The 22,936-nt window shown below is 49.2% G+C and carries 25 protein-coding genes; 22 read left to right on the forward strand and 3 right to left on the reverse strand.

The window, feature by feature from the left end:
- The first annotated feature begins 10 nt into the window (after positions 1-10).
- The 3 genes from ACR9FF_RS15240 (at position 11) to ACR9FF_RS15250 (ending at position 3,116) form a co-directional block, all read left to right on the forward strand.
- Complete coding sequence (locus tag ACR9FF_RS15240; protein ID WP_127498986.1) at positions 11-340, forward strand: ArsR/SmtB family transcription factor; 330 nt, start codon at positions 11-13, stop codon at positions 338-340.
- On the forward strand, positions 337-738 hold the full coding sequence (locus ACR9FF_RS15245; RefSeq protein WP_435171970.1) for an SRPBCC family protein: 402 nt from the start codon (positions 337-339) through the stop codon (positions 736-738). Before ACR9FF_RS15240 ends, ACR9FF_RS15245 begins: the two co-directional genes overlap by 4 nt.
- Before the next feature lie 122 nt (positions 739-860).
- Positions 861-3,116, forward strand: a complete 2,256-nt coding sequence (locus ACR9FF_RS15250) for an ATP-binding cassette domain-containing protein (RefSeq protein WP_435171971.1) — start codon at positions 861-863, stop codon at positions 3,114-3,116.
- A gap of 49 nt (positions 3,117-3,165) precedes the next feature.
- On the opposite strand, the gene ACR9FF_RS15255 is transcribed toward ACR9FF_RS15250, so the two are convergent.
- Positions 3,166-4,056, reverse strand: coding sequence for a LysR family transcriptional regulator (locus tag ACR9FF_RS15255; protein ID WP_435171972.1), 891 nt, complete (start codon positions 4,054-4,056; stop codon positions 3,166-3,168).
- Positions 4,057-4,318: 262 nt separating this feature from the next.
- Here ACR9FF_RS15255 and ACR9FF_RS15260 point away from each other — a divergent pair, with 262 nt between their 5' ends.
- From ACR9FF_RS15260 to ACR9FF_RS15320, 13 genes are all read left to right on the forward strand, one after another.
- A complete protein-coding gene (locus ACR9FF_RS15260; RefSeq protein ID WP_435171973.1) occupies positions 4,319-5,293 on the forward strand; it encodes a hypothetical protein in 975 nt (324 codons plus the stop codon).
- Between the two features lie 129 nt (positions 5,294-5,422).
- Entirely contained in the window at positions 5,423-5,794 is a 372-nt protein-coding gene (locus tag ACR9FF_RS15265; protein WP_435171974.1) for an iron chaperone, read from the forward strand.
- 75 nt (positions 5,795-5,869) lie between these two features.
- Positions 5,870-6,379 carry a DinB family protein gene (locus ACR9FF_RS15270; protein WP_435171975.1) on the forward strand — a complete coding sequence of 170 codons (510 nt, stop codon included), beginning with the start codon at positions 5,870-5,872 and terminating at the stop codon, positions 6,377-6,379.
- A gap of 5 nt (positions 6,380-6,384) precedes the next feature.
- A complete protein-coding gene (locus tag ACR9FF_RS15275; RefSeq protein WP_435171976.1) occupies positions 6,385-7,167 on the forward strand; it encodes an SDR family NAD(P)-dependent oxidoreductase in 783 nt (260 codons plus the stop codon).
- 173 nt (positions 7,168-7,340) lie between these two features.
- A complete protein-coding gene (locus ACR9FF_RS15280) occupies positions 7,341-7,925 on the forward strand; it encodes a TetR/AcrR family transcriptional regulator (protein ID WP_435171977.1) in 585 nt (194 codons plus the stop codon).
- Between the two features lie 246 nt (positions 7,926-8,171).
- Positions 8,172-9,392: an MFS transporter gene (locus ACR9FF_RS15285; protein WP_435171978.1), complete on the forward strand. Its 1,221-nt coding sequence runs from the start codon at positions 8,172-8,174 to the stop codon at positions 9,390-9,392.
- A gap of 142 nt (positions 9,393-9,534) precedes the next feature.
- On the forward strand, positions 9,535-10,344 hold the full coding sequence (locus ACR9FF_RS15290; protein ID WP_435171979.1) for an EcsC family protein: 810 nt from the start codon (positions 9,535-9,537) through the stop codon (positions 10,342-10,344).
- Positions 10,345-10,425: 81 nt separating this feature from the next.
- On the forward strand, positions 10,426-10,962 hold the full coding sequence (locus ACR9FF_RS15295; RefSeq protein WP_435172127.1) for a GNAT family N-acetyltransferase: 537 nt from the start codon (positions 10,426-10,428) through the stop codon (positions 10,960-10,962).
- Positions 10,963-11,165: 203 nt separating this feature from the next.
- Positions 11,166-11,492: an NIPSNAP family protein gene (locus tag ACR9FF_RS15300; RefSeq protein WP_127498964.1), complete on the forward strand. Its 327-nt coding sequence runs from the start codon at positions 11,166-11,168 to the stop codon at positions 11,490-11,492.
- A 22-nt stretch (positions 11,493-11,514) separates the two neighbouring features.
- Positions 11,515-12,054, forward strand: a complete 540-nt coding sequence (locus ACR9FF_RS15305; protein WP_435171980.1) for an NAD(P)H-dependent oxidoreductase — start codon at positions 11,515-11,517, stop codon at positions 12,052-12,054.
- 58 nt (positions 12,055-12,112) lie between these two features.
- Entirely contained in the window at positions 12,113-12,856 is a 744-nt protein-coding gene (locus ACR9FF_RS15310; RefSeq protein WP_435171981.1) for an SDR family NAD(P)-dependent oxidoreductase, read from the forward strand.
- A 57-nt stretch (positions 12,857-12,913) separates the two neighbouring features.
- Positions 12,914-13,246: an NIPSNAP family protein gene (locus ACR9FF_RS15315; protein ID WP_435171982.1), complete on the forward strand. Its 333-nt coding sequence runs from the start codon at positions 12,914-12,916 to the stop codon at positions 13,244-13,246.
- Positions 13,247-13,374: 128 nt separating this feature from the next.
- A complete protein-coding gene (locus ACR9FF_RS15320) occupies positions 13,375-14,451 on the forward strand; it encodes an NAD(P)H-dependent flavin oxidoreductase (protein ID WP_435171983.1) in 1,077 nt (358 codons plus the stop codon).
- An 11-nt stretch (positions 14,452-14,462) separates the two neighbouring features.
- Here the strand turns inward: ACR9FF_RS15320 and ACR9FF_RS15325 are convergent, their stop codons facing one another.
- Positions 14,463-15,332: a LysR family transcriptional regulator gene (locus ACR9FF_RS15325; RefSeq protein WP_435171984.1), complete on the reverse strand. Its 870-nt coding sequence runs from the start codon at positions 15,330-15,332 to the stop codon at positions 14,463-14,465.
- Between the two features lie 130 nt (positions 15,333-15,462).
- Here ACR9FF_RS15325 and ACR9FF_RS15330 point away from each other — a divergent pair, with 130 nt between their 5' ends.
- The 4 genes from ACR9FF_RS15330 (at position 15,463) to ACR9FF_RS15345 (ending at position 19,704) form a co-directional block, all read left to right on the forward strand.
- Positions 15,463-16,623: a YbfB/YjiJ family MFS transporter gene (locus tag ACR9FF_RS15330; RefSeq protein WP_435171985.1), complete on the forward strand. Its 1,161-nt coding sequence runs from the start codon at positions 15,463-15,465 to the stop codon at positions 16,621-16,623.
- A 159-nt stretch (positions 16,624-16,782) separates the two neighbouring features.
- Positions 16,783-18,312, forward strand: coding sequence for a spore germination protein (locus tag ACR9FF_RS15335; protein ID WP_435171986.1), 1,530 nt, complete (start codon positions 16,783-16,785; stop codon positions 18,310-18,312).
- The gene (locus tag ACR9FF_RS15340; RefSeq protein ID WP_435171987.1) at positions 18,313-19,467 is read left to right on the forward strand and encodes a Ger(x)C family spore germination protein; all 1,155 of its coding nucleotides are present in this window, start codon (positions 18,313-18,315) and stop codon (positions 19,465-19,467) included.
- Between the two features lie 12 nt (positions 19,468-19,479).
- Positions 19,480-19,704, forward strand: a complete 225-nt coding sequence (locus ACR9FF_RS15345) for a hypothetical protein (RefSeq protein WP_435171988.1) — start codon at positions 19,480-19,482, stop codon at positions 19,702-19,704.
- On the opposite strand, the gene ACR9FF_RS15350 is transcribed toward ACR9FF_RS15345, so the two are convergent.
- Positions 19,701-20,801: a GerAB/ArcD/ProY family transporter gene (locus tag ACR9FF_RS15350; protein WP_435171989.1), complete on the reverse strand. Its 1,101-nt coding sequence runs from the start codon at positions 20,799-20,801 to the stop codon at positions 19,701-19,703. The two genes, ACR9FF_RS15345 and ACR9FF_RS15350, sit on opposite strands and share 4 nt — an antisense overlap.
- A gap of 126 nt (positions 20,802-20,927) precedes the next feature.
- On the opposite strand from ACR9FF_RS15350, the gene ACR9FF_RS15355 reads away from it, so the two are divergent.
- Both ACR9FF_RS15355 and ACR9FF_RS15360 read left to right on the forward strand, forming a co-directional pair.
- The gene (locus tag ACR9FF_RS15355; RefSeq protein WP_435171990.1) at positions 20,928-22,100 is read left to right on the forward strand and encodes a winged helix-turn-helix domain-containing protein; all 1,173 of its coding nucleotides are present in this window, start codon (positions 20,928-20,930) and stop codon (positions 22,098-22,100) included.
- Between the two features lie 137 nt (positions 22,101-22,237).
- Complete coding sequence (locus ACR9FF_RS15360) at positions 22,238-22,933, forward strand: response regulator transcription factor (RefSeq protein ID WP_201005535.1); 696 nt, start codon at positions 22,238-22,240, stop codon at positions 22,931-22,933.
- The last annotated feature ends 3 nt before the right edge of the window (positions 22,934-22,936 follow it).

Genomic DNA, 22,936 nt, shown 5'->3' on the forward strand with positions numbered 1-22,936 from the left:
AGGGGGTGTTGTGAACGATAATCATCCGTCACGGGATGTCTTTGACGCGATTGCGGATCCAACCAGGCGCCGGTTGATTCAGCTATTGTCCGAGACAGCGGAAATCCCGCTTCATGAGCTAACCTCGCAATTCGATATGGGGCGTACGGCCGTATCCAAGCATTTGACCATCCTGAAAGAAGCAGGACTGGTAACGGACCGGAAGGTTGGCAGGGAAACGCGCTTTCGGCTGAATGCCGCTCCATTGAAAGAAATTCAGGATTGGGTCTCTTACTACAGGAAATTCTGGACCGTTAATATGCTGCGTCTGCAGCAATTATTAGAGGAGGAAGAAGAATGAGTTTGAAATTAGAACTGGATTTTCAATACAATACTTCGGTTGAAAAGGCATGGGCTGCGTTAACCACTTCCGAAATGCTTGCCAAATGGGTGCTTCCAAACGACTTTAAACCGGAGGTTGGACACCGGTTTCAGTTCCGGGCAGAGCCTAATCAATATTGGGACGGCATTATTGACGGGGAAGTGCTTGCGGTAGACGAAGCAAACCGTTTGCTGTCCTACTCTTGGGCGGTTGGTCCGGAGAAGCATACGGTTACTTGGACGGTGCAGGAGTTGGGAGAGGGCAAGGTTAACCTTCACCTCGAACAAACCGGCTTCTCCAGCGTACCAGCGCTTGAAGGAGCTAGATACGGCTGGACGAATTGGCACAACGAGCTTGCCAAGCTGCTGGCGCAATAATCGCATAGTTGAGCCTCTTGGACACAAAACCACATAAACCGGTTGCAACTGTTTGCAACCGGTTTATGTCTGGTTCGTACAATTGGAAGAATATAAATCTACGACCCGAAAGGATGTAAGGAATGAGCGGAACGGGCCAGGAGTACATCGTTATTACGAATGCCAGGGAAAACAATCTAAAAAACGTTTCTTTGCGTATCCCGAAGCGGAAAATCACGATTTTTACGGGAGTATCGGGATCGGGAAAGTCATCCATCGTCTTCGATACGATCGCTGCTGAATCTACAAGACTGTTAAATGAGAATTTCAGCACGTTCGTTCGGACTTTCTTGCCGAGCTTTCCACAGCCGGATACGGACGGAATCGAAAACCTCAGCATGGCCGTCGTTGTCGACCAGAAAAGACTAGGCGGCGGCTCCCATTCCACAATGGGCACAATCACCGATATTTCTCCGATTCTCCGCGTTTTGTTCTCACGGGTAGGGCAGCCGCATGTGGGATCGGCAAATATGTTTTCCTTTAATGATCCTCAAGGCATGTGTCCGGAATGCAACGGCATCGGCCGTAGACTCGGAGTGGATATGAGCAAGGCCATTGACTTGTCCAAGTCGCTTAATGAAGGCGCCATCATGCTTCCGGATTATACGGTAAACGGCTGGGAGATGAATATGCTCTTGCAGTCGGGTGACTTTGATCCGGACAAAAAGCTGCAGGATTATTCGCCGGAAGAGCTGGACCAGCTGCTGTATGCTAAGGCGCGGAAGGTGCAGATGGACTTCGCCGGCAAAGCCACCAACATTACCGTCGAAGGCGTTATCGAGAAGTTCACGAACAAATATATTAAGCAGGACGTAAAGCTGAAGTCCGAACGCACGCAAAAAGCGGTTATGCCGTTTATTACTGAAGGGAAGTGCTCCAGCTGTCAAGGTTCCAGACTCAGTCAAGCTGCGCTGAACTGCCGGATTAACGGGAAAAACATCGCAGAGCTATCCTCAATGGAGGTTGGACACCTCATCCGGGTTATTCAAGAAATCAGCGATGCCAAGGCAGCGCCAATCGTCAAATCGTTGACGGAACGTCTTCAGCATCTGGTGGATATCGGGCTTGACTATTTAACGCTGGACCGGGAGACCGATACGTTATCCGGGGGTGAGTCGCAGCGCGTCAAGATGGTCAAGCATCTTAGCGGCAGCCTGGTCGATGTCACTTATATTTTCGACGAGCCTAGCGTTGGCCTGCATCCCCGGGATGTACACCGGTTGAACGACTTGCTAGTGAAGCTGCGGGATAAGGGTAATACCGTTATTGTCGTGGAGCATGACCCGGATGTTATTAAGGTCGCCGATCATATCGTTGACGTTGGTCCGCATGCAGGCAGCCGCGGAGGTAACATCGTGTTCGAAGGCAGCTTCCATGGGTTATTGGAGTCGGGTACCTTAACCGGAACGCACATGAAGAGACCCCTTGAGTTGAAGAAGGATTGCAGGAAGGCTTCCGGCAAGCTGTCCATCCGCAATGCGAATTTGCACAACCTGCAAAACGTTAGCGTAGACATCCCAACCGGTGTTTTAAACGTGGTAACAGGCGTTGCGGGTTCGGGGAAAAGCTCGCTTATAAACGATGTGTTTCTCAGCCAGCATCCGGACGCAGTCGTCATCGACCAATCGGCGGTTGGCGTATCAACCCGTTCGAATCCGGCAACCTATACGGGGATTATGGATGATGTTCGCAAGGCGTTTGCATCCGCCAATAAGGTTAATCAGGGCTTGTTCAGCTTTAACTCCAAAGGGGCTTGCGAGAACTGCCAAGGGCTTGGCGTCGTCTATACAGACCTTTCCTTCTTCGAAAGCGTAAAGATGCCATGCGAGGTGTGCGAAGGCAAACGCTTCAAGGAAGAGGTTCTCGGATACAAGCTGAATGGCAAAAATATAGCCGAAGTGCTGGAGATGACCGTCGAGCAGGCATTGGAATTTTTCGAGCTGAAGGAAGTAAAGAAGAAGCTCCAAGCAATGAGCGACGTCGGCCTGAACTACATCACGCTTGGCCAGCCGCTCAGCACGTTATCCGGCGGGGAATGCCAACGGATCAAGCTGGCAAGCGAGCTTCATAAGAAGGGCAGCATTTACGTCATGGACGAGCCAACAACCGGTCTGCATATGTCGGATATCGGGCATCTCCTGGAAATTATGAACCGGCTTGTGGATACCGGCAATACGGTTATCGTCATTGAACATAATCTCGAAGTAATCAGCCAGGCGGATTGGATTATAGACATGGGACCGGATGGGGGCAGCAGAGGCGGGCAGATTGTATTCGAAGGGACCCCGTCTCAAATTATCCTGGAAGAACAGTCGATAACAGGGAAGTTCTTGAAGTAGGCGAAAAAGAAAAAGCTGTCGAACCTATCGTTCGGCAGCTTTTTCTGCATTACAGCGTTTCGATTCCGTCAAAGCGGGAAGTAAGCTGCTTCATAAAAGCACCGGTTGCTTTTCCGATATACCGGTCCTTAAGATAGGCAATTCCGACTTCCCTGCGTAGCGAAGGGTTGCTTATCGGAATCATGATCATATCTTGACCCGGATACAGTTCAAGCAGCGTTTTGGATAGGATGGAGGCTCCCGCACCGGATTGCACGAGGGAGAGAATCGATTTGATGGCCGACGTCTCAATGACGGGCTCCCAGGCAACGCCATGCATGCTGCAAACCGCGTCAATCAGCTGCCGGCAACGGTGGGTTTTGGGAAACATAATGATGGGCTCTCTCATCGCTTCTTCTATGGTCACGATAGACTTGCCGTTTAACGGAGAGCTGGAATGAGCAACGAAATAAAATTCTTCCTCGTACAAAGAAACTTTACAGAATCTGTCGTCATCTACCGGAAAGATGGTTACGGCAAAATCAAGCTCGTCCTGCAAGAGGGGATCCACCACATCCTCCAAGGCCAACAGCTTAATGCTAATCCCCGGGTATTTATTGTGAAAATCAACCAGCAAACCGGAAACAAGATCATTGATTTCTCCGATTAATGTCCCGATCGTCAAGGTTCCGCGCTCCATATGATGAAGCTCGGATATTTCCTCGCGTGCTCCGTCAATCGAACGGAAGATGTTGCGGCTATGGTTAAGAAGGATGAAACCGGCTTCCGTAAGCGCGATTTTTTTCCCGATCCGATGAAATAACGGTACCTCCAGTTCTTCCTCCAGCTGCTTGATCTGATAACTTAACGTCGGCTGAGTAATACCAAGCTTATCGGCGGCACGCGTAAAATGAAGCTCCTCGCATATCGCTTGAAAATACTCCAGTTGTCTAATCTCCATGTGATACACCTCATCAAAAATCATAAATCCTTCTTTATTAAGTATAAAAGCATCATAATGATAAATCAATTAAAGAGAATCTATGATTTCCATAGAACGGATCTATGATTTAATGATGCATATAACTGCCGATTGATTTAATTTTCTTATGGAAACGATAGAAACGATAATATTGATCTATTGTTAGTTTCCTCCTTACAATGAACTCATATTCATCCGGTTATATGCAGAGATGAACAGGAGAGAGAATGGAGAGATGACCATGAAAAAAAGAATGTTGAAACTGCCGATTGCGCCAGCTTCGTTTTTCGCGATGACGTTGGGGCTCGCGGAAACGGGGAACGCGCTCAGGTTCGCGCAAGAAACATGGGGAGGATCTAAGCTATGGGGGGAACTACTAGAAGGGTTAGCCGTACTGTCTTTCCTCTGGTGGGGATTGCTATACGCGAATAAATGGATAAACCACCACTATGCGGCAAGGCAAGAGTGGAACGATCCCGTACAAGGGTCCTTTATCGCTCTGATTCCGGAATCCGTCCTATTGTTGGCGGTTGCTATTATGCCATACCATACGACTTTTGCCCATGTCCTGTTCTGGGCGGGCTCCGTCTTGAACCTGCTGTTGGCCGCTGTCCGGCTGTCCGGAATGTGGAGAAGTCCGCGAAGCCATACGCAAGTTACGCCGTCGTTATTCCTTACCTATACGGCAAGCGTACTGGTTAACGCCTTGGTTGCAGGGCTGATCGGCTATCGGGAATATGGATGGATGGTCTTCGGGATTGGTGTTATCTCCTGGATCATATTGGACTCGGTTATCTTCCATCAACTTGCGACAGGCGGTTTGGATGCAAAAATGCGCAATTTTATGGGCATTTACATGGCGCCTGGTGCCATTGTACTGGTTGCCTACCAAGTTCTGAGCGGGCAGTCCTCCGATTTCGTCACTTACGGCTTGGCGGGCTATACGTTATTCCTTTTATTTTCCTTGGCCCTTTCCTATAAGTGGTTAAGAGAGCAGCCGTTCGCTCCGGGCTATTGGGCTTATACGTTTGGTGTCGCAACGGCAGCGCAAGGCTTGCTCTTGATGGTGAAGCACGGCGCAGCTCCATCCCTGACGGCAGTAGCGGGAATTGTTCTGGCGGCTTCCATTGTTGTCACTTTGTCCGTTGCTCTTGGAGCTGTATATCTTCTGGTAGCCAAGAAATATTATCCTCCTGTTGCAGTCAGCAAGACCTGAATACAGCCTTGGAACCTCGAAACAGCTATGCAGCTTAAGGAGTCGAGAGGATATCGGATCACCGGCCGCGAATACCTCAACCATAAGGGAAGGATAATAGAACGAATTAATAGTTTAGGGGGAGACCTTATGGAAGTGTTTGCGGATTTTCTGGCAGGTATTGATAACTTGTCGCATCGGGAAAGGACGGAGGAAGTGTTGACGTGGGTAGGGAATACGTTCCCGGCTTTAGTTCCGAAGATCGGCTGGAACCAGCCTATGTTCACCGATCACGATACCTATATCATCGGATTCAGCGTTGCCAAACAGCATCTGGCCGTTGCGTCAGAAAGGGCTGGGATGATTCGTTTTAAGGAAGACATAGAGAAGGCCGGCTATGATCAGACCAACCTCTTGCTGCGGATTCGGTGGGAAAAACCGGTGGATTACAGCCTTCTAAAGAAGATGATCGAATTTAATATCGCCGACAAAGCGGAATGCACAACGTTCTGGAGGAAATAGTTCAGTCGAACGGGCAGGAGTTTATATATCCGAGTAGAATAATAGGAATATACTTGCTGTGCGGGAGGGCTGTTCATGATCAAGTTATTCGAATATAACTGGCAGGTTCGCAAGGTCTGGTTCGATTGGTGCGGAGAAATTAACCCTGATGAGCTTCTAAAAAAGCGTAACGGCGGGATAGGCTATATTCTGCCCACGCTTTATCATATTGCCGCCGTCGAATACGGCTGGATCTGCGGCGGAATACAAGGGAAGGAAATATACATACCCGCGTTTGACGAAGTAGCCAGCCTGAAGCAAGTGATTGATTTCTCGAACCGCTGTCATGAGGAAGTTGCGCCTTTCGTCTATGGATGGAATGACAGCTTGGAGAACCGCGTGATGATAGATATTACGGATGACGGGGAAGAAGAAGCCCATGCATGCGGTGAAGTTATGAGGCATGTCATCGTCCATGAAATCCACCACATCGGTCAGTTGTCCGTGTGGGCACGCGAGATTGGCAAGGCACCCGTTAGCGCGAATTTAATTGGCAGAGGATTATTCGGTTCATTCAGTAGCAACCATAGCGACGAAGGAGTGTAGATAGCATGGAATTAGGGCTTAAAGGAAAACGGGCCATCATTACCGGCGGAAGTAAAGGGATCGGACTTGAAACAGCGATTCTGCTTGCAGCAGAAGGAGCGCAGGTGGCCATTGTCGCCAGAAGCGAAGAGCCATTGAAGGCTGCGGCAGCAAAAATCGTCGAAAAGACCGGCGTAGAGCCACTTATTATTTCCGCTGACGTATCTGTCGAAGTAGAGGTGCAGCGCGCGGTTGCGGAGGCAGCCGAACGATTTGGCGGCATTGACATATTGGTCAATAATGCCGGTACTTCGGCAGCAAAGCCGTTTGAAGCGGTGGATACGTCAGCTTGGTCTGCCGATCTGGATCTAAAGCTATTTGGCGCAATCCATTTCACGCGGGCGGCATTGCCTTACCTGCGCCAGAGCGGAAGAAGCGCGGTTGTTAATGTAACGGCAATCGGCGGCAAGACGCCTTCCGGCTCTTCGCTGCCAACCTCGGTAAGCAGGGCGGCCGGCCTCGCGCTGACGAAAGCGATGAGCAAGGATCTGGCGGCTGACGGGATTCGCGTAAATGCCGTCTGCATCGGCTTGATCCGAAGCGATCAGATCGAGCGGATGTGGCAGGCAACGGCTCCTCATTTAACCTGGGATGAATTCGCCGCGGAGCCGCGCCACGATATTCCTCTTAAGCGCATTGGCCGAACGGAGGAAGCGGCGAACGTAATCGCGTTCCTCGTATCGGAGGCCGCATCTTACGTGACCGGGACATCCGTTAATATTGACGGCGGCAAAGCAGCTGTTCTCTAGACTCAACAAAGTCGCGTATCCCGCGGCTTTTTTTTATTTAACCCCATTAAATAAAAAGAATCGAGGGGATTAATCGCATACGAACAGCATCATACTAACAGCAAATGGCTTGCGAAAATTGTTTACTGTTCGTTCTTAAACCGCTATGATGGGACATAAGGGAGGTATGCACAATGGCAAGACCTAGAGAATTCGACCAAGATGCTGTCCTACAGAAGGCGATGGAATTATTTTGGGAAAAAGGGTACGAACGGACTTCGATTCAAGATCTGGTCGAACGTACCGGAGTGCACAGAGGCAGCTTATACGATACCTTTGGCGACAAGAATCAGCTATTTCTGACATGTCTGGACCGATTCCGTGAAGGGAACCGAGGCCATGCCTACACCATTCTTGAAGAGCAGGGCCCTGCTAAAGACGTGTTATGGCGTTACTTTCAACGGTTAATCGATGTGGCAATGAGCGACGAGAACGGCCGCCGCGGCTGTCTGATTGCCAATACCGCTATGGAGATGGGGAAGGTAGATCCCGTTGTTGCTTTCCGCATTGAGGCGTATACGCTGGAAATGGAAACAAACTTCAAGAAATTTCTGATGCGCGCGCAGCAGCAAGGTGAGTTGAGAACGAAGCATACCGTGCAGGAAACGGCCAGATTCCTGTTAAATACGCGAAATGGGTTGTATGTGCTTGCCAAAATCGCAACGGACCGTCAAGTGCTTGAAGACGCTGCGAAAGTAGCGATGTCAATCCTTGTCTGACGAGGTTCTTATTATTGTTGACTAATCGTTCTTAAATAAATATACTGAGACATGTGGAAATCATGTCTGCATGATTATTAAAGAACGGTCATTCCGAAATTTTGTGAGACGTGATGAGCAATTGATTTCGATCGTCCCGCTTCATAAAAGGAAAGCAAACCATTTTTTTAATAATAAAAGAACGAGTATTCTTTAATTTCATTTTTTATTCTGGTCATCCTATAAACAACGAAAAGAGGTCATATCATGCGTACAATATCTTCCAAAGCATCCTTTTGGATTGTGGCTTGGGTACTCACGGTCAGCTTGTGGTCAAGTACGGCACCATCCATCGAATTTCCGGTTTATGCCTTGCAGTGGCATCTTTCCAAGTCAGTAACAACGGGTATTTTCTCGGTGTATCCAATCGTCCTTATTCTTGTATTGTTCCTGCTGGGTAATCTATCCAATTATATCGGGCGCAGAAATACGTTAATTACGGGTCTTCTTTTTCTTCTTGTCGGAGCCTTGGTATTCGCGATGGCGCAGAACGTGATCTGGTTGTTTGCCGGCCGGGTATTCCAAGGCCTTGGGGTGGGATTAACGGCCGGATCCGGAGCGGCTGCGCTTGTGGAGTTCAACCCGACCTCGAATAAAAAGCTGCCGGGGTCCATTAACACGATAACGCAGGCGGTTGGGCTATTCCTTGCCACAATCGTGGGAGCGGCATTGATTAAATACGCGCCGGCACCGCTTCATTTCAGCTATTGGGTATTGGCCGTTCTTGTATTGGTCAGCATCATTCTTTGCCTCTTTCTGCCTAAGCAGAGCAAAACGCAATCTGCGGCTAGACCAGTCTTCAAGCTTCAGCTTCAAGGGGTAAAAGTTCCGAGAGGACAGTGGGGCGTCTACTTTCTGGCAGCCCTGGCGATTGGCACGGGCTTCGCGAACGGGGCGTTATTGCTGTCGCTTGGCGCGCAGATCGCCCGTGACGTCATTGGCACGCAGGATATTCTTGTCATTGGCACCGTATTATCCGTTTCTTATTTGCTGGCTTCGGTCAGTGCAACGATTGCCGGTCGCTTAAAACCGGTTGTATCCATTCGGATCGGCATGGCTTCAATCGTAGTGGCAGCCGTATTGCTCTTTATTGCGGCGGAGGTTCATTCGTTCCTGCTGTTCATGAGCTCGTCCGTGCTGGGAGGACTTGCGTACGGGTTCTCCGCATCCGGAGGCATCGGTATAGCGGCGATCAACTCCCAAGCTCATAACCGCGTTCAATTTTTGTCCGCCGTGCTGGTAGCCGCTTATTTGTTCCAAGGAACCAGCGCATACGGCGGAGGAGTTGCCTCCAGCACGCTAGGCTTCAGTACCGCAATCGGCGTGATGTCGGTCATTATTGCCGTCCTTGCCTTAACGACGTTTACGCTCGCCATCAAAAAAAGCAAAAATGCGGAAGCTATAGCGGCAGAGCCTGCCAGGCCATAACGGAAGACGGAAAGAACCTTCGCCTAATCTGAAGCGAAGGTTCTTTTTTATTTTTACAACGGATATTTTATGAAACGTAAAGGAGCATTTTACAGTATGTAAGGCTGAAGCGATTATTAGATGCTAAGGGGTCAAGACTGCGATGACAACAACGGAAGATTTTCAGTACCTAAATTCAGAGTTAAAGTTAATCGAACAGTGGGAGAAGGAGCAGAAGGATCTGTTCTTTTGGGAGAAGCTGGGCCGCTTGCCTTTTGTCATCCTGGACCGGCTAACGCCAAAGTTCATCCAGGACAAAATAGGAGTCGTTCTCGACGAGCTTGGAAGCTATGTGCAGAGCGGCGGCCGTTATTTAATCAGCAAGGAGCAAATGTACCGGAAAATGCTGTCGCACGAAGAACCGGATGCGGATACGGCATTGGAGAGGATAGCGCAGCTTCCGCTTGGCAGAATGGATGAAGTTGCCGAAAGCATAAGCAAATCAAGCAGCAACACGGCGACCGTTCAAGGCGCCACGACGGGTATCGGCGGAATCTTTACGCTAGCCATCGATATTCCGCTCCTGCTTGGGATTTCCATCAAAGCGCTGCAGGAAATCGCAATCAGCTACGGCTATGACCCGTCAGAGAAATCCGAACGTATTTTTATCGTAAAATGCCTTCAGTTTTCCTCCTCCGACATCGTAGGGAAGAAGGCTATTCTCGAGGATCTTGCCGCTTTCCGTTCAGGCGAGCAGAGCAAGCAGGTATTGTCTCAGCTGCAAGGCTGGCGGGAGGTCATGCTGTCGTACAGGGATAATTTCGGATGGAAAAAGCTCTTTCAAATGATTCCGATCGCGGGAATTTTGTTCGGGGCTTATCTTAATCGCTCTACCCTTCAGGATGTGACCGAGACTGGCCGAATCATGTACCGGAAGCGCAGAATTATCGAAAAGCTGGAAGCTATATCGTGAATAGAGGAGCATCAACAAGGCAATTGTAAATGAAGCAGATGAACTCGAGTTTGGACAAAGGAGCAAATCTTAGTGGAAAATATGGAATGGTACGATAAGCTGCATGACTATTTTCCGGAGCACGAGATGAAGGATCCTCATCAGCTCGTTGACTTGCTTGAAGAGACCGACGTCTATCACATTAAAGAAACCGACAGCTACATCGTTTTGTATGCCGAATTCACAACCTTTATTTTTATCGATTACCTGTTGGTTACGCCGCATTCGAGAAGCAGAGGAATAGGTTCCAGAGTACTTAACTCGTTAAAGACGAAGGGGAAAATGATCCTGCTTGAAGCCGAGCCGAATGATCCCGATAACGAGGATACCCGCAGGCGTCTTGCTTTTTATAAAAAGAATGGCTTCAAGAAAGCCAATCGGATCATGTATGCTCCCGAGGATTTCGATGGCCATCCCTATCCCATGCATGTTTTATACTGGTCGCCAGTCGAAATGGAGGAAGAAATCATTATGGGCCGCATGGAAAAGGCGTGCAAAGAAATTCACAACTTCAAATCCAAGCAATATTACGGGCGTATTTTGGTCGATCCCGATAAAGCTTTGAAATTATTACACTAAGGCATGGCGGTGGACTTGTACGGCAGCCAGGCAATGGCTGCTTTTTTTTGCTATCATCTTTTGAGATATTCATTATCTTGATTTCGTATTAGGCACGTTAGCGGAGATATAGTAATATGAAGCAGCGGACAACAAAACGAAAAAAAGCAACGCCTACCTACTAATAGGTAATCAATAAATACAAAATTGAAGGAGATAAGACCATGTTGTACGAGCTGCGAATTTACGATATGCATCCTGGCAAGCTGCAGGCGATTAAAGACAGATTCAGAGATCATGTCATCGAATTATTCGCGAAGCATGAGATGAAGATCACGCTATTCTGGGAAGACCAGGATGAAGCTAAAGAACGCTTATATTATGTTGTCGAGCATGCCGATATGGAACAACGCAACCTCAACTACGATCGCTTCCGCAACGATCCGGAGTGGATAGAAGTGAAACGGGTCTCGGAGCTTGACGGACCATTGGTGAAGAAACAAGAAAGCATCTTTATGAAGGACGTACCGTTCTTCCAAAATAACAAATAAACCATTAAAGGAGCAATTTATCATGAAAACATTGGTAATCGTAGCACACCCTAATCTGGAAGCTTCCCGCGTAAATAAGGCTTGGATCGAGGAATTAAAGAAACAAGGCGAATATACGATCCACGAAATTTACAAAGCTTATCCGGACGAGAACATCGACGTGGCGAAAGAGCAAGCGCTGGTGGAAGCCCATGACCGCGTTATTTTCCAATTCCCTGTATTCTGGTACAGCGCGCCTGCGCTTTTGAAAAAATGGTTCGATACCGTGCTGCAATACGGCTGGGCGTTTGGTCCGGATGGCGACAAAACAGCCGGCAAGGAATTTGGCGTAGCCGTCTCCACTTACGGCACGGAAGAATCGTACCAGGCAACCGGCTTTAACCGGTTCACTTTGCAAGAAATCCTGCGTCCGTTCGAAGCAACTGCCCATTTCATTAGCGCAACCTATCTGCCGCACTTTACGTTAAACGACGTATCCAATCTCTCGGATGAGCGTCTGGCGCAAAGCAGTGCCGACTACGTTCGGCATCTGAAATCGGTTAAGCCTTTGGCAAACGTCTAATAACTAAGCATCTAAATAAACTATCTATTGATAGGTAAACAAAAGGAGAGCAAACAACATGACTTTTCAAAATAAAGTAGCCATTATTACAGGCGGAAGCAGCGGTATGGGCAAGGCTGTTGCCATTGAACTCGTTAAAAAAGGCGCGAGGGTCGTTATTAACGGTCGTCGCGAGCAAACGCTAGCGGAAGCTGCAAAAGAAATCGATCCAACCGGATTGAATATCGCGTATGTCGCAGGGGACATCTCCAAACCGCAGGTGGCGGAACGTCTGATTAGCGAAGCTATCGCACGCTTTGGCCGGGTGGATACCCTGATCAACAATGCCGGTATTTTTCTCGCAAAGCCGTTTACGGAATATACCGAAGAGGATTTTGACGCGGTATTGTCCACAAACGTAGCAGGCTTCTTCCATATTACGCAGAGAGTTCTGACCGAAATGCTGAAAGCAGGCTCCGGACACATTGTGAATATTACGGCAAGCGGCGTATCCGAACAACCGATTAAAGAAGTACCGTCGGCACTTGCCGCATTGTCCAAAGGTGGCTTGACGACGGTATCCAGGTCCCTTGCGATCGAATACGCGGACAAAGGAATTCGCGTCAATGCGGTTGCGCCAGGCGTTATCAAAACGCCTATGCATGCTCCCGAAACTCATGATTTCTTGTCTAAGCTTCACCCGATGAAACGAATGGGCGAGGTTCATGAGATTGTGGAAGCTATCCTGTACCTTGAAGCCGCGCAATTCGTGACGGGCGAAGTCCTGCATGTGGATGGCGGTCAAAGCGCGGGCAAGTGGTAAGCGGATTGTTTTCCGCGTTTATTTGGAAAGACTATATCTCGTGAGGAGATGATGTTCATGCTTTACGAGTTGCGAATCTACGATGTGGTTCCCGGTCGATTGCATGCCCTGCTTGATCGGTTCGAGAACCATACAATCGGATTTTTTAATAAGCATGGGATGCGGGTTCCGAATTTTTGGGTAGATGCGGACGCATCAAAGAACCGGTTATATTACATTTTGGAGCATCCGGATATGGCTGCGCGCGAGCGGAACTTTCAAGCCTTCATGGAGGATTCCGAATGGCGGGCTATTGTAGAGAAAACCGAAACAAACGGTCCTCTGCATGAGAAAATAGAAGTGATCTATATGAATAACGCGCCTTTTTCCCATTCGATAAAGAATGATTGAAATAAATGTGCTATCTGCTATCTCATTTTAGGATAGCAGATAGCATTTTTCTGTATTATTCGCGAAAGCCGGATCGTTGTATACTTGAAGCAAGAAAAGGCTGGACGATAAAAAAGGAGTGAATCCCGATGAAAATAACTATGCAGACGGCTTTGTGCGAATTATTCGGTATCCGGTATCCGCTCTTCCTGGCCGGTATGGCAGGCGGGCCGTCCACGCCGGAATTAACGGCAGCCGTCTCCGAGGCGGGCGGTCTTGGCACCTTAGGTGCAGCTTACATGGCGCCGTCGGATATCCGAATAGCTGTCCACCGAATCAGAGAGATCACTTCGGCACCGTTTGGAGTGAATCTCTTCGTGAATCAGCCTGCCGATCAGAACACGCGGATCCAAGAGGTTCAGGACAAGCTTAACGATTTCCGAATGCAGCTGGGGATCCCCGCTTCAGCAGGAACCGAGGTCCATTCGCCTAATTGGTTCGAAGAACAGTTCGAAGTGCTGATCGAAGAGAAGGTTCCCGTAATTAGCACGGCTTTTGGCGTGTTGCCCGAACCGCATATGCGGAAGGCCCAGGCGTCCGGGATTAAGGTAGTGGCCATGGTAACTACGGTAAGGGAAGCGCTTCTTGCCGAGGAGAAGGGCTGTGACGCCATTGTAGCGCAAGGAAGCGAAGCCGGCGGACACCGCGGAACGTTTAGCGGGGACGTTCATCCAATGGGAGCGAATATCGGTACGATGGCTCTTGTTCCGCAGATTGCGGATCGCGTCTCTATTCCCGTTATCGCTGCAGGAGGGATTATGGATGGCCGCGGGTTTGCTGCCGCTCTGATGCTTGGCGCGCAAGGGGTGCAGCTGGGAACCCGATTCCTGACATCGACTGAAGCCGGAACCAACCAAGCATACCGGGCGGCGCTTCTTGCCAGCAACGAGGAGAGCACGGTCATTACCCATGCATTCTCCGGAAGGCCGGCGCGCGGCATTAAAAATAGCTTTATCGAGCAGTGGGATGCTAGCGGTATAGCGCCTCTGCCATTTCCGACACAAAATACCGCAACGCGCGATATTCGCAATGCGGCAAGCAAGCAGCAGACAGCGGAATTCTTGTCCTTGTGGGCAGGGCAGGGAACACGGATGCTGACTGCCGGTCAATCAGCCCGGCAAATTGTAGAAGAGATTATTAGTCAAGCTGCCGCATTAATGCAATGACAAAAGCCCATTCAACTGAAATGGGCTCTCATTTCCGCGAGGAACGTGGATAAGGCGGGCGTCATTAAAGCATCCTTGCGCCGTATGAACACCGTTGTGACTAGAGCATGCTTGCTTGGAATCGCGTGTGTGCGGATTTGCCCTTGCTGCTCCTGTTCGACGACAATCGATCGCGGCAATAAAGAAATGCCGAGACCTGCGCCGACGCAGCCGATAATCGTCTCGAGCGAACCGAATTCCATCAGCTTGACGGGTACAATGCCTTCGTCTTGAAGCAATTGATTAAATTTTGCCCGGTAAGAGCATCCGTTTTGAAAAACAAGCAGCGTCCGTGATTCAACCTCGTGAATGCTGTTAATAGCCGGGTGGGAGGCTGCGGTGACAAGGACCAGCTCTTCGTCAGTCACATCTTCCTGCTCCAATTCGGGATGATCAACCGGTCCGGCCACAAAGGCCCCGTTCAGCTCGTAATGAAGAACGCCATTGATGTTACGCTCCGTCGGACCTGTAACCAGATTGAAATCGACTGCCGGATAATCGGAATGGTATTTGGCAAGAAGAACGGGCAGCCGGACGGCAGCGGTCGTTTCCATCGACCCGATTGACAAGGGTCCCGTTGGAACCTTGGAGTCTACAACAGCCGATCTGGCTTCCTGAATGACATGCAGAATTTTTTCCGCATACGAGACGAGAATTTGTCCCGAAGGGGTCAAGGTAATACCTCGGTTGTGGCGGTAGAAGAGCTGGGTCTGCAAATCGGCTTCCAGCTGCTGAATTTTGTGAGTGACGTTTGATTGGGCAAAATTCAATTTTTGTGCCGCTTTAGAGATGCTTCCTTCTTTAGCGGTGGCGGAAAATACTTTGAGTAATTGAATGTCCATTGCGGCCTCCATCGTATGATTATGTCTTTGATATCTTAAAAATAGATATTGAATTTATATATTATCCAAAATTCATGATAACAAAATTATGCCATCATGAACAGGCTGTCCCAAGAAAGAAGGAACATGAATGAGAAGACGCACTTGGATCGTACTTGCCGGGGGTGTAGCCGCCATGATGGTTGCCATGGGGATCGGAAGGTTTGCTTTTACCCCGATTCTGCCCATCATGATGGATCATCGTCTGTTTTCCGCAACAGGCGCCGGCTATCTGGCTTCGAGCAATTATTTGGGATATTTAATCGGTGCGTTTCTCTTGACGCTCATACAGGTCAAGAACCGCTCAACGCTATTGTTTGCGGGTATCATCATAAGTATAGGGACAACATGGGGCATGGGGGAATTCCACAGTCTGGAGGCGTGGCTGCTTCTACGGTTTTTATCCGGCTTGGCAAGCGCTACGGTCTTTGTTATCGTCACAAGCATCGTAATGGAGCGTTTGTCCGCCCTGCAGGCTGGTATCTTCTACGGAGGGGTAGGAGCCGGGATCCTGCTGACCGGGATTGCCGTTCCACTGCTGGCTCACAACAGGGAGTGGATGGGAATCTGGAAGGGATTAGGCTTGATTAGTCTTGTCCTTGGCATGGCGGCCTGGTATTCATTAGGGGGAAGCAATACCGGAGCGGTTAAGGCCGGTCCTCCAAGCAACCGGACTTCCTCCTCCGTCCGCCGGATTTTGATCTGTTTGACGCTTGCCTATGGCTTGGAAGGCCTCGGTTATATCGTGACGGGAACTTATCTCGTCGCGTACGCCAAGACGGTATCAAGCCTACCGAACATGACTTCGCTCAGCTGGATGCTTGTTGGCGCTGCAGCTATTCCTTCTTGCATCGCATGGTCGATGATTGCAACGCGGTGGGGGAAAAAGTGGACGTTGTCCCTTGCGATGGCCATTCAAGCCATTGGCATAGCCGTTCCTGTGCTCATTCCGAATACGGCGGCCATATTTGCCGGCGCTATTTTGTTCGGGGCTACTTTTATGGGAATTACTATGATGTTTGTTGCTTATGCCAAGGATCTGTTCCCGCAGAACAACCGGAAAATCATTGGCCTGCTGACTACGTTTTTCGGCCTGGGGCAGATCATCGGTCCGCTTATTGCGGGTCATTTGATCTCCGGCAACGGCAGCTATCTTGCGGCTTTGATCGGAGCAGCGCTTATCGTGCTTGCCGGTGCGGTAATCTTGCCGCTTGGGATCGGCCGTGCCGACCGGAATGCCCAATCATTTTGAACCCGGATTGATTCCGCTAGAACGGAAATCCCGAAGCCTGGAGCTTAACTGCGCTCCGGGCTTTATTTATGCGCTCCCGGTTGAATATTTTGAATCGGCGCATCCATACTATGGGAATGGAATTCATTATGGTCCCGATACCGCCTGGGAGGAGCCTTCATGAGGAGATTAAGAATCAGATCATCCGGTAAAGCCTTCAATATTCTTAAATCCAATAGCAGCATTCTCCAGGAAGATTGCAATAAATCGTTTGGTTCCGACTTGGAACAGAACGAAGGTTATATCAAAGAAACGTTCCAGAACTGCTATGACCTGGTGTATAGAAGGATAAAAGCTCATCATCAATGGCAGTGGATTATTGTTTACATAGACAGCCTGATAGATAAACCGATGCTTGAAGAGCATGTATTAAAACCGTTACTCCGGCATTCCGCTGACGATGACAATACCGAAATACCAGAAGGTTTGGCCGACCATTGGATTTCCATTGGCACGACGGCCAGCACGGATCGAGTATCCGAGGTTGCTCGCAACCTTCTGCAAGGCCATGCGGCAATCTTAACGGCAGGGAGCAGCGGCGTTATCACGGTCGCGATTCCCGGGATCGCAAAAAGAAGCCTCGAAGAACCTTCCTCCGAACCCGTTATCCGCGGTTCCAAGGAGGGCTTTATCGAGCAGCTGTCGACTAATCTGGGGCTAGTCCGTTCGAGACTCAAAACGTCGAAATTAAAGACGGAAAGCGTAACGCTGGGAGAGCTGTCCCATACGCAAATCGTCATGACGTATCTTGAGGGTATTGCGGACGATAAGGTTATCGAACAGGTTAGGAGCCGGCTGCGCGCCATACGAATAGACGGCGTTCTTGACTCGGGCTATATCGAAGAATTCATCGAGGATCAGCCTTATTCGCCATTTCCGCAGGTCCACAGCACGGAACGCCCGGATGTGGTTGCCGCTGAGCTGTTGGAAGGAAAAGTAGCGATTCTCGTGGATACAAGCCCCTATGTCCTGATTGTCCCGATGACGTTCTGGACGGGGCTTCAAGCAAGCGAGGACTATTATATCCGATGGCCCATCGCTACTTTTATCCGTTGGATCCGTTTTTTATTTATTCATTTTGCTGTTTTTGCCCCTGCTCTTTACGTAGCGATTACGACCTTTCATCAAGAAATGATTCCTACGAATCTAGTGCTTAGCATTGCCGGTTCAAGGGAGGCCGTTCCTTTTCCCGCGATGATTGAAGCCTTGCTGATGGAGGTTATATTCGAGGCATTGCTTGAAGCCGGGGTCCGGATGCCGAAGCAGATCGGTCCTACGATCGGCATCGTCGGAGGTCTTGTTATAGGTCAAGCGGCGGTTCAGGCCGGATTAATCTCTGCTCCGGTTGTCATTATCGTATCGATTACAGGGATTTCAGCCTTCACAACACCGCGATTCAGTCTGCGCAACGGGATCCGTCTGCTTCGATTTCCAATGCTTTTCCTGGCAGGGACGTTGGGGTTATACGGCATTGTCTTGGGCTTTTTAGGCATCATGCTGCATGTGACCTCGCTCCGCTCCTTCGGCAAGCTGTATTTTTCGCCCGTCGTCCCATTTGGTCTGGCTGCTTTCAAGGATGTTTTTGTCCGGATTCCGATCCGGCTCAAATTTCGCTTCAAGTCCACATCGAATTCAAAGGGTGGAGAATAGATGAGAACGCTGAAAGGGATGTTTCTTCTCCTTGTTGTCTTTACTCTAAGCGGCTGCTGGGACCGTATGGAAATTAACGATCTTGCCTTTGTGACGGGAACGGCCTTGGACGTGCAGGATGACGGCAGCTTGTTTTGCACCTTGCAAATCGCAATTCCCGGATCCAAGGAAGGGGCGGGAGGCGGGGGGAAAGGTGATTCGGGTTCCTTCTATCTGATATCCGCAAGCGGGAACAGCGGTAACGAAGTTCATCGGGCACTGCAGAAAAAAAGCTCGCGTCAACTGTTCTATTCCCATCGCAGCGTGGTGTTTATAAGCGAACGATTGGCCAGACAAGGGATTGATGGTGCCTTGCTGGATGTCTTTACTCATGATCCGAGAAATCGCCTGAAAACCTATGTGATGATCGTCAAAGGCGGCGAGGCGAGGCAGATTCTTGAATTAAACTATCCCTTGAAGCAGGTGCCGCTTGAGGTCGTTAACGAAATGCAAAGAACGGGAGACGAAGTGGCCGTTACCTTGCGCGATTTATTCATCGCGAATCAAAGCGAAGGGATCCAGCCCGTCCTTGGAGTGCTGGAGCTTGGAGATCGCCTAACGGATAAAAAGGAGCAGATTTTTAAGTCAGAGGGTACCGGCATCCTGAAGGGTCTGAAGTTGACCGGAATATTGGACGAAAAAGAAACTCAATGTTTAATGTGGTTAATGAACAAGTTGAAATTCGGCCGGATTACGGCCCAATTGCCCAAGGACTATGGGCAGATCGGGTATATGCTAAATCATACGACAAGCAAAATCATAACGCATACGGAACAAAATAAAGTCCGTTTCAACGTTGTATTGGAAGGGACGGGTACGGTGGAAGAGAATAATTCCCCTCTGGATATAAGCGATCCTAGCCAAATGGCGATTATTAAACAAGCGATGGAAGACTCTGTAAAGAAGCAGGCTGAACAGCTCTTGTTCAAACTGCAAAAGAAATATAAAGCGGATAGCGTGGGATTTGGCCAAGAAATTTATAAGAAAAACCCGGGGAAGTGGAAGGCATTAAAAAAGGAGTGGGATGCCGAGTTTCAGAACGCCAGCATTACCGTTGAAGTCAATTTGACGGTTATAGGCGCCGGAATGGTTCATTCTACGCTCCAGCATGAATAGGAGAGCTGACTAATGTTCTTGCAATTGATTGGTTTTGTTCTGGTTGTGGCAGGCTGGACTCTGTATCAACTTCAACAAATAAAACAGCCGGGATCGGCTGTTTTATTTGCAAGTTTAATGGTGATCTGCGTGATAGCGGGTTCCCTCTGGATTGCCAATATACCGCTTCCCAGCTCGACAATCCCCATTAGAAGCCTCTTCGAACCAATCGGCAGGATGATTGTCCGGCAGCATTAATGCGCTTCTTTCCTAAAGCCTCTCCTGAACGTATCCACGGCGAGCAGCATAAGCGGCAAAACAAAGTGAGTAAACATCGCATAGCTGGGGTAGGTAAAGTTCAGGTAGCTGCTGAGCTCCGTTGAATAATTTCTAAACACGGTGACCGAACCGAGCACTGACAGTATGGTTACGGGGATGACGATATCCCTGTAATTTTTCGTGTTGAACGTTTGGCTGACGCTCAGGCTGATCACGAATATAGTAACGGCGATTTTGATAAAACAGCTCATCACCCAGATCGCCACGGCCAAGGCTTCCAATCTCTCAAAGCTGCCTTTTATCCCTATATATTGGATGACGCTTAATACCGGAAAAGTCAGCTTATCCGTCAACGGACCAAATACCATGATAAGAGGGAGCAGTGTAATGCATAGAAGCCCAGAGATAATGCCCAAAGAAAGGAAGGAAGCCTTGGCTGCATTCTTCGGTTGATTGAGATAGGGGAGAAGCCATCCCAAAGTGAAAAATTGTGTGATGTAAGCAATAGGGAAAACGCTCGCCTGAAAAACGGGAACAATGCCATTGCCCATCACCGGACGCAGCCTCTCGGGATCGGATTCCGCCAGCATTAGGAACAGAAGCGGAATCAGCAGCACGATATTGAGCAAAGCAAGATATTCGTTGCATCTTGCAATAGCTTCAATACCCATATAGACCGCAATGCAGCAAAAGATCGCCAGCGTTAAACTGATTACGACAGAAGGAGTTTTCATTAGAAAAACCGTATTAATAAATTGGATATGTTGATTCAGGATAATGAAATCGAAATTAAACCAGACGTAAATCAGATAGCAGCTTAAAAGCTTTGCCGGCCATTTGCCTATAATATGAGCGCTATATTGAATGATGGTCATCCCCGGATAACGCTTTGACAAGGTGAGCATGATTCCTATGTTTAACGCACCTATCAATAATGTAGGAAGAATCGTCAGCCAAGAATCCTGCTTGGCCAGGCTTGACATCAGGCCCGGAATGACAAGAATAACGGTAGGGGCGATAAAAGAAAACATTAATAGGCATAATTGCGTTCCCGAGACTTTTTCCGCGGACTCCATTCGTCGACTCCTTCTTTTACCCATTGGCTACAACCAAGTATTCCCATGAACGCTTTAATCATACTGAATATAGAAAGGAACAAACCAATGATAAAAACGACCAAACGGGCTCTCAGGCGATTTTTATTGGAAAAGCAGCTTCTCCTCGCACCGCGAAGCAACAACAATGCCGGTTGTGATCAGGTACTTGACATCATTCGACGGTTGGAATGCCTGCAGATCGACCCGGTGGCTGCCGTCCGGGCGAATCAGCATTTGGTTATGTCCGCCCGGCTGAAGGGGTATGAGCCAAGTTTTCTTAATGACTTATTAAGCGATCATAAGGTATTCGAATATTTTGCCAATGCGGCTTGCATGATTCCGATGGAGGATTACCCCTTATTCGAACCTACCCGGGCAAGAATCCGTGAGCGGTTGTCTTCCGCGATTGAAGCTTTGCAGCCCGTTCCGGAGCAGGTTATGGACAAGCTTCGCCAGGAAGGAGCTTTGCCGGCCAGGGCGTTCGAATCGGATGTCCGGGTACACGGTTATTGGGAAAATACAAACGCGGCTGCCAAAACGAAAGCAACCTCGCATGCCATCAACCTGCTAACCGATTCGGCTCATATCCGGATTGTCGGCAGGGAAGGCAATCAGAGATTGTTCGATTTGACGAGTCACAGCGTGCCGGAGCAGCTCCTTAAAGCTGCCGGGGAAATGGGGATAGAAGAAGCGGAACGGCGTATGCTGCTAAAATATTTCCGCGCTTACCGCGTCTTTGAGCCCTCTGATTCCCGATTTGGCTGGCTGAGATACAGTGCCGCCCAACGTCGTGACGCAGTCAAGCAATTTATTCTATCCGGCATCCTGACAGAGGTTGAGGTGGAAGGTCTTAAGCATCCGTATTATGTGCTGTCTTCCGATGCGGAACGGGTGCTGGCACACCATGATACGGCTGCCGAAGAACAAGAGCAGGCGCTGGAAGCGGAAGCCGCTGATATTACGTTCTTGCCGCCGCTTGATAATTTGCTGTGGAGCCGAAAGCGCTTGGAAGATTTATTTCATTTCGAATACCGCTGGGAAATATACACGCCTGCGGTTAAACGGAAGTATGGCTATTACGCGATGCCTATTCTTGCAGGGGACCGATTAATCGGCAGAATGGATCCCCGTCTCGACCGGAAAGAAAATGTACTGAAGGTAGAGCTGCTGCATTTTGAACCGGACGTTAAAATATCCGCCCAGCTGCGCAAAAACGTGAAGAGAGCGGTCAAGGAGTTTGCGAAGGCTAACGGAGTAGTTAAAGTCATTTATAATTAATGGAATTAACTAAAAGCGTGTCGGACTCCGACACATTTTGTTGACATCTTCGATGCAACTTGGACGCAGTTTCTAGACAATCCCGAAACAAATGGAAGTTAGTCTATAAGGTACAAACGACAGATTGGAGTCTCATAATGGACAAAACAAAAATTCTCATCATCGAGGACGAGGAGGCAATCGCGGATTTGCTTGCCTATGGTCTAGGGCGTGAAGGGTTCGAGACGCGTATCGCCGGAACGGGCGCGGACGGGCTTCGGGAGATGGACAGGTTCATGCCCGACCTGCTTGTGCTGGATTGGATGCTGCCGGACAAAAGCGGACTAGATATTTGCAAGCAGGTTACCGCTCAATATAACATCCCGATTCTCATGCTTACGGCTAGATCGGACATTACGGACAAAATCCTCGGACTCGAAGTAGGGGCGGACGATTACATTACAAAGCCTTTTGATCTTCGGGAAGTAGTCGTTCGGATCCGAACTATACTGCGTCGGATTGCGCAGGCTCAAGTTCCGGTCAAGGAGGCTGAGCCGCCCGTGATTGGGTTCCGGGACATCGCCATTTCGAGAGCGGAGCGGCTTGTAACGAAGAATGGAGAGCCGGTTGACTTAACGCCGAAAGAATTTGATTTGCTGCTGGCGCTGCTTGGCGTACGGGGCAAAATCTTTACGCGCGCGGAGCTGCTCGAGTCGGTGTGGGGCTATGATTTTCCGGGGGACATGCGGACCGTGGATACGCACATCCAGCGGCTTCGCAAGAAGCTTGATGCGTCTGAGCTGATAACTACCGTGTTTGGTATCGGTTATAAATTCGAGAAAAGGACGGATTGACCG

Source organism: Paenibacillus glycanilyticus (genome assembly GCF_051200795.1).
GTDB lineage: Bacteria > Bacillota > Bacilli > Paenibacillales > Paenibacillaceae > Pristimantibacillus > Pristimantibacillus glycanilyticus.

What these genes read in the sequence shown, in the direction of transcription:
- ACR9FF_RS15330 (WP_435171985.1), top strand. Translation starts at nt 15,463, where the DNA reads ATGAGAAGACGCACTTGGATCGTACTTGCCGGGGGTGTAGCCGCCATG.
- ACR9FF_RS15320 (WP_435171983.1), top strand. Translation starts at nt 13,375, where the DNA reads ATGAAAATAACTATGCAGACGGCTTTGTGCGAATTATTCGGTATCCGG.
- ACR9FF_RS15310 (WP_435171981.1), top strand. Translation starts at nt 12,113, where the DNA reads ATGACTTTTCAAAATAAAGTAGCCATTATTACAGGCGGAAGCAGCGGT.
- ACR9FF_RS15340 (WP_435171987.1), top strand. Translation starts at nt 18,313, where the DNA reads ATGAGAACGCTGAAAGGGATGTTTCTTCTCCTTGTTGTCTTTACTCTA.
- ACR9FF_RS15285 (WP_435171978.1), top strand. Translation starts at nt 8,172, where the DNA reads ATGCGTACAATATCTTCCAAAGCATCCTTTTGGATTGTGGCTTGGGTA.
- ACR9FF_RS15245 (WP_435171970.1), top strand. Translation starts at nt 337, where the DNA reads ATGAGTTTGAAATTAGAACTGGATTTTCAATACAATACTTCGGTTGAA.
- ACR9FF_RS15295 (WP_435172127.1), top strand. Translation starts at nt 10,426, where the DNA reads ATGGAATGGTACGATAAGCTGCATGACTATTTTCCGGAGCACGAGATG.
- ACR9FF_RS15290 (WP_435171979.1), top strand. Translation starts at nt 9,535, where the DNA reads ATGACAACAACGGAAGATTTTCAGTACCTAAATTCAGAGTTAAAGTTA.
- ACR9FF_RS15345 (WP_435171988.1), top strand. Translation starts at nt 19,480, where the DNA reads ATGTTCTTGCAATTGATTGGTTTTGTTCTGGTTGTGGCAGGCTGGACT.
- ACR9FF_RS15360 (WP_201005535.1), top strand. Translation starts at nt 22,238, where the DNA reads ATGGACAAAACAAAAATTCTCATCATCGAGGACGAGGAGGCAATCGCG.
- ACR9FF_RS15250 (WP_435171971.1), top strand. Translation starts at nt 861, where the DNA reads ATGAGCGGAACGGGCCAGGAGTACATCGTTATTACGAATGCCAGGGAA.
- ACR9FF_RS15325 (WP_435171984.1), bottom strand. Translation starts at nt 15,332, where the DNA reads ATGGACATTCAATTACTCAAAGTATTTTCCGCCACCGCTAAAGAAGGA.
- ACR9FF_RS15350 (WP_435171989.1), bottom strand. Translation starts at nt 20,801, where the DNA reads ATGGAGTCCGCGGAAAAAGTCTCGGGAACGCAATTATGCCTATTAATG.
- ACR9FF_RS15255 (WP_435171972.1), bottom strand. Translation starts at nt 4,056, where the DNA reads ATGGAGATTAGACAACTGGAGTATTTTCAAGCGATATGCGAGGAGCTT.
- ACR9FF_RS15270 (WP_435171975.1), top strand. Translation starts at nt 5,870, where the DNA reads ATGATCAAGTTATTCGAATATAACTGGCAGGTTCGCAAGGTCTGGTTC.
- ACR9FF_RS15265 (WP_435171974.1), top strand. Translation starts at nt 5,423, where the DNA reads ATGGAAGTGTTTGCGGATTTTCTGGCAGGTATTGATAACTTGTCGCAT.
- ACR9FF_RS15300 (WP_127498964.1), top strand. Translation starts at nt 11,166, where the DNA reads ATGTTGTACGAGCTGCGAATTTACGATATGCATCCTGGCAAGCTGCAG.
- ACR9FF_RS15260 (WP_435171973.1), top strand. Translation starts at nt 4,319, where the DNA reads ATGAAAAAAAGAATGTTGAAACTGCCGATTGCGCCAGCTTCGTTTTTC.
- ACR9FF_RS15315 (WP_435171982.1), top strand. Translation starts at nt 12,914, where the DNA reads ATGCTTTACGAGTTGCGAATCTACGATGTGGTTCCCGGTCGATTGCAT.
- ACR9FF_RS15280 (WP_435171977.1), top strand. Translation starts at nt 7,341, where the DNA reads ATGGCAAGACCTAGAGAATTCGACCAAGATGCTGTCCTACAGAAGGCG.
- ACR9FF_RS15335 (WP_435171986.1), top strand. Translation starts at nt 16,783, where the DNA reads ATGAGGAGATTAAGAATCAGATCATCCGGTAAAGCCTTCAATATTCTT.
- ACR9FF_RS15305 (WP_435171980.1), top strand. Translation starts at nt 11,515, where the DNA reads ATGAAAACATTGGTAATCGTAGCACACCCTAATCTGGAAGCTTCCCGC.
- ACR9FF_RS15275 (WP_435171976.1), top strand. Translation starts at nt 6,385, where the DNA reads ATGGAATTAGGGCTTAAAGGAAAACGGGCCATCATTACCGGCGGAAGT.